This is a genomic window from Mizugakiibacter sp. (assembly GCF_039680435.1).
Lineage (GTDB): Bacteria > Pseudomonadota > Gammaproteobacteria > Xanthomonadales > Rhodanobacteraceae > Mizugakiibacter.
Genome location: NZ_JBDKSX010000139.1, coordinates 1 through 4512 on the forward strand (window position 1 = coordinate 1; position 4512 = coordinate 4512).

Genomic DNA, 4512 nt, shown 5'->3' on the forward strand with positions numbered 1-4512 from the left:
AAGCTGGCCGGCGACGAGGGCGCGCGGAGGCCGCTCGCCGAGGTCGTGCGCGCGCTGCCGGACGCCGGCGGCGCGTTTCGCGTGGCGTCCGCGGCGCCGACGCCGCAGGACGCCGACGACGCGCCGCTGCGCGAGTGCCTGGCGAGCCTGCGTCCGCTGCAGTGCGCGACCGCGCGCGGCGGCTCGCGGCTGCTGGTGCCGCTGCACTGCGACGGCCACGCGCTCGGCGCGCTGGCGCTGGAGAGCGCCGGCGAGCTGGACGGCGCGCGGCTGCTGGTGGAGGGCTTCGCGCGCATCTACGCCAACTACGTCGCGTTGCTGCACGAGAGCGAGCGCGACAAGCTCACCGGCCTGTACAACCGGCGCACCTTCGACCGCCGCCTGCAGCGCCTGATCGAGCAGCAGCGCGTGGACCGCGCGTCCGCGCGCGCGCCAGGCGCGACGGATGCGCGTCGGCCGCACGCGGACGGCGCGCACGTCTGGCTGGCGATCTTCGACATCGACCACTTCAAGCGCGTCAACGACAACTTCGGCCACGTCTACGGCGACGAGGTGATCCTGATGCTGTCGCAGCGCATGAAGGCGTGCTTCCGCCGCTCCGACCTGCTGTTCCGCTTCGGCGGCGAGGAGTTCGTGGTGCTGCTGGAGCCGGCGCCGGAGGCGATGGCGCGGCGGGCGCTGGAGCGCTTCCGCGAAAGCGTCGCGGCGCAGCCGTTCCCGCAGGTGGGGCAGGTCACGGTCAGCCTCGGCTACGCGCGCATGGCGCCCGGCGACTACCCGATCCTGGTGCTGGATCGCGCCGACAAGGCGCTCTACTACGCCAAGCAGCACGGCCGCAACCGCACCTGCGGCTACGAGGCGCTGGTCGCCGCCGGCGAGCTCGACGCGCCGCACCACGCCGGTTCGGTCGACCTGTTCTGAACGCGCGTGCGCCCGCGCCGCCGGCGCCGGCCTGCGCCCGATGCCGCGGCGCACCGCAAAACAACGTTTCGCGGCCTCGGCCCGCGCCGGATCTGGCGCGGGAAGTGCATGGAAACGGACGATCCCTTTGCATGCACGGTCCCGCGTGATGGACGCCTCCGCAACCGAACCTCGACCGAGGGCGGGCCCACGGCCGCGCCGGGCCGCGGCCGCCAGCGCCGGGGCCGGCGCGCTGCTGCTGCTCGGCCTGGCCGACATCGCCGGCGTGCGGGCGATGCCGGAACTGCTCGCGCTGGCCGCGTTGCTGCTGCTCGGCGCGGTCGCGGTCGCGCTGGTCGCCCGCCTGGGCATGCGCTGGTCGGCGCTGGTGCGGCGCGATACGCAGATCCGCCACGCGCTGCGGCTGGGCCGCGTGGGCCTGTGGTCGTACGACCTCGACAGCGGTCGCCAGGAGTGGTCGCGCGAGCTGCGCGCCATGCTCGGCGTGCCGGAAGGCGCGCTCGGCGGCATGTCCACCTTTGTCGCCATGGCGCATCCGGACGACCGCGCGCGCCTGGTCGAGGCCGATCGCCGCATGCGCGACGGCGAAGTCGAGCAGGACGAACTGCGCATCCGCCTGGACGGCGCGGACGGGCGCCCGCTGCACCTGCAGATCTCCGGCGCGGTGCTGCGCGGCCGCGGCGGGCGGCGCTGCGTGATCGGCGCCACGCGCGACGTCACCGAAATGCAGAACGCGCTCGACGACGCCGAGCGCAACCGGGCGGAGTTCGCCTTCCTGTTCGAGCGCAACCCGCTGCCGATGTGGGTGTTCGAGGAGGACAGCCTGCGCATCCTCGCGGTCAATGCGCGCGCGGTCGAGGCCTACGGCTACACGCGCGAGCGCTTCCTCGCCATGACCCTGCGCGAACTGCGCCCGCCCGAGGACGTATCGCGCTTCGAGGCGGAACTGCGCGGCGGCACGGCGGCCACCGCGGACGAGCCCTGGCGCCATCGGTGCGCGGACGGCTCGACGCTGTGGGTGCGCGTGCACGACAGCCGCATCCTGTTCGAGGGGCGGCCGGCGCGGCTGGTCGCGGCGGTCGACGTCACCGAGAAGGTGCAGGCGGCGCAGGCGCTGGCCAGCAGCGAGGAGCGCTTCCGCCTGATCGCGCGCGCCACCAGCGACGCGCTGTGGGACCTGGATCTCGACGCCGGCACGCTGTGGTGGAGCGCGGGCTACGGCGAGCTGTTCGGCGCCGACGCCGAGCCGGGCCTCGAGGCATGGGCGCGGCGCATTCATGCCGACGACCGCGCACGCGTCGTCGACAGCCTCGAGGCCGCGCTGGCCGGCAGCGCGCGACAGTGGGAGAGCGCCTACCGCTACCGCCGCGCCGACGGCGGCTACGCCGAGGTGCGCGACCGCGGCTTCATCGTGCGCGACGCCGGCGGGCGGGCGCGGCGCATGGTCGGCGGCGTCGTCGACCAGAGCGCCGCCGTCGCGGCGACCCGCGCGCTGGAGGAACGCGAGAGCACCTGGCGGCGGCTGGTCGCGCAGTTGCCGCAGCCGCTGCTGGTGCTGCGCGCGGGCCGCATCGCGCACGCCAACGCGGCGGCGGCGGAGCTGCTCGGCCGTGCGGCCGACGCCCTGCGCGACCTGCCCGCCGAGGCGACGTTCGATGCCGACACCCTGGCCTGGCTGCAGGGCGCGGCGGGCCCGGGCGGCACCCGCGCGGCGACGGTCGTGACGCTTTCCGGCGCGTCCGTCGAGGCGGAACTGACCGTGGCCGAATACCGCGACGCCGAGGGCCCCGGCGCGCAGGTGCTGCTGCGCGACCTCACCGCGCAGCGCCGCTTCGAGCGCTACCAGCGCGAGCTGGCCGAGCGCGACGACCTCACCGGCCTGCCCAACCGCCGCGGCGTGTACGCGCGGCTGGAAGGCATGTGCGCCGCGCTGCCCGCGCAGCCGTTCGCGGTGCTGTTCATCGACCTCGACCGCTTCGGCTCTGTCAACGACACCTACGGCCACGGTTTCGGCGACAACGTGCTGCGCCGGGCCGGCCTGCGCCTGAAGATGGGGCTGGGCGGCATCGCCTACGTGGGCCGTCTCGGCGGCGACGAATTCGTCGCGCTGGTGCCGCTGCGCGACGACGCGCCGTCGCTCGATACGGTGATCGGGCGCGTCGCCGAGCTGGTGCGCATGCCGGTCGGCGCCGGTGACGCCAGCCTGCGGCTGACGCCAAGCGTCGGCGTGGTGCTGGCGCCCGAGCACGGCGGCGACGCCGACGGCCTGCTCAGCCACGCCGATTTCGCCATGTACGAGGCCAAGCGGCGCGGCGGCGACTGCGTGGTGCGCTTCTCGACGGCGATGCACGTCGTGGCGCTGCGCCGCGGCGAGGCGCTGGCGCGCCTGCGCGATGCCGCGTTCGAGCGCGAATTCGAGCTGTACTACCAGACCCAGCACCGTGCCGTCGACGGCGCCATCACCGGCATCGAAGTGCTGCTGCGCTGGCCGGCCGGGCCCGACGGCTTCCGCGAACCGTCCGCGTTCATCCCGCTGTGCGAGGAGGAAGGGCTGATCGTCGCGCTCGGCCGCTGGGTGCTGGTCGAGGCCTGCCGGCGGCAGGCGGACGCCGCACGGCTCGCCGGCGGGCCCTGCCGCGTCGCGGTCAACGTGTCGGCGCGCCAGCTGGTGCACCCCGACTTCGTCGCCGAGGTGGGCGCGGCGCTGCAGGCGACGGGTGCCGTGCCGCAACTGATCGAGATCGAGCTGACCGAGAGTTCGCTGATGGCCGAGCCGCGGCGCGCGGCGCAGGTGATGGCCGAGCTGAAGGCGCTGGGCGTGGTGCTGTCGATCGACGACTTCGGCACCGGCTATTCCAGCCTCGGCTACCTGCAGCGCCTGCCGGTCGACAAGCTGAAGATCGACCGCTCGTTCGTGCACAGCGTGTGCGACGGCGGCAGCGATGCCAAGATCTGCGCCAGCATCCTCAGCCTCGCCCACAGCCTCGGCCTCGGCGTGATCGCCGAAGGCGTCGAGAACGAGGCGCAGCGGCGCTGGCTGGCCGCGCACGGCTGCGACGAGGTGCAGGGCTTCCTGTTCTCGCGCCCGCAGCGATTGCCGCACGCCGAACCGTCGCCGGGCGAAATCCGCCGCGCCTGACCGGCGCCGGCCACGGGCCCGAAGCCCGCGTTCGACGCGGCCGCGGCGCGTGCGGAGCCCGCGGCCGCGGTGCCGCGGATGCCGGCGCGCCGGCGCCCGGCGGGCGTGACATCCGGCGGTTGCGCGTTCCCGCACCCACGCGCACGATGCCGCCCCGCTCCCCTGGGTTCAGCGCATTCGCCGCCGCCCACGCGCGTTCCGCTCGGGCGGTTTACGTTTTATATACCCATAAGTACACTAAAACATTCGCCGCCGCGCCCGTGGCCCGGATACGGCCTGCGGCGGACGGAAGGTCAGCCACCACCGGTGCGGTTGCGCGCGTGCGCCGGGAATTCCCAGCCGCCGAAGCCGCGATCGACCACCTTCGCGGCGAGGAAGTTGAACGAGGCGCCGGCCTGCTCGAAGAACATCCAGAACATCACGTTGGCGGTGAACAGGATCAGCAGCGCGAT

General features: G+C 74.3%; 2 protein-coding genes. Both read left to right on the forward strand.

The window, feature by feature from the left end; translation table 11 throughout:
• On the forward strand, window positions 1-921 hold a 921-nt coding region (locus ABFC67_RS14505; RefSeq protein WP_346738743.1), incomplete at its 5' end, for a GGDEF domain-containing protein.
• A 148-nt stretch (window positions 922-1069) separates the two neighbouring features.
• Window positions 1070-4060: an EAL domain-containing protein gene (locus ABFC67_RS14510; RefSeq protein ID WP_346738744.1), complete on the forward strand. Its 2991-nt coding sequence runs from the start codon at window positions 1070-1072 to the stop codon at window positions 4058-4060.
• Window positions 4061-4512 lie beyond the last annotated feature (452 nt).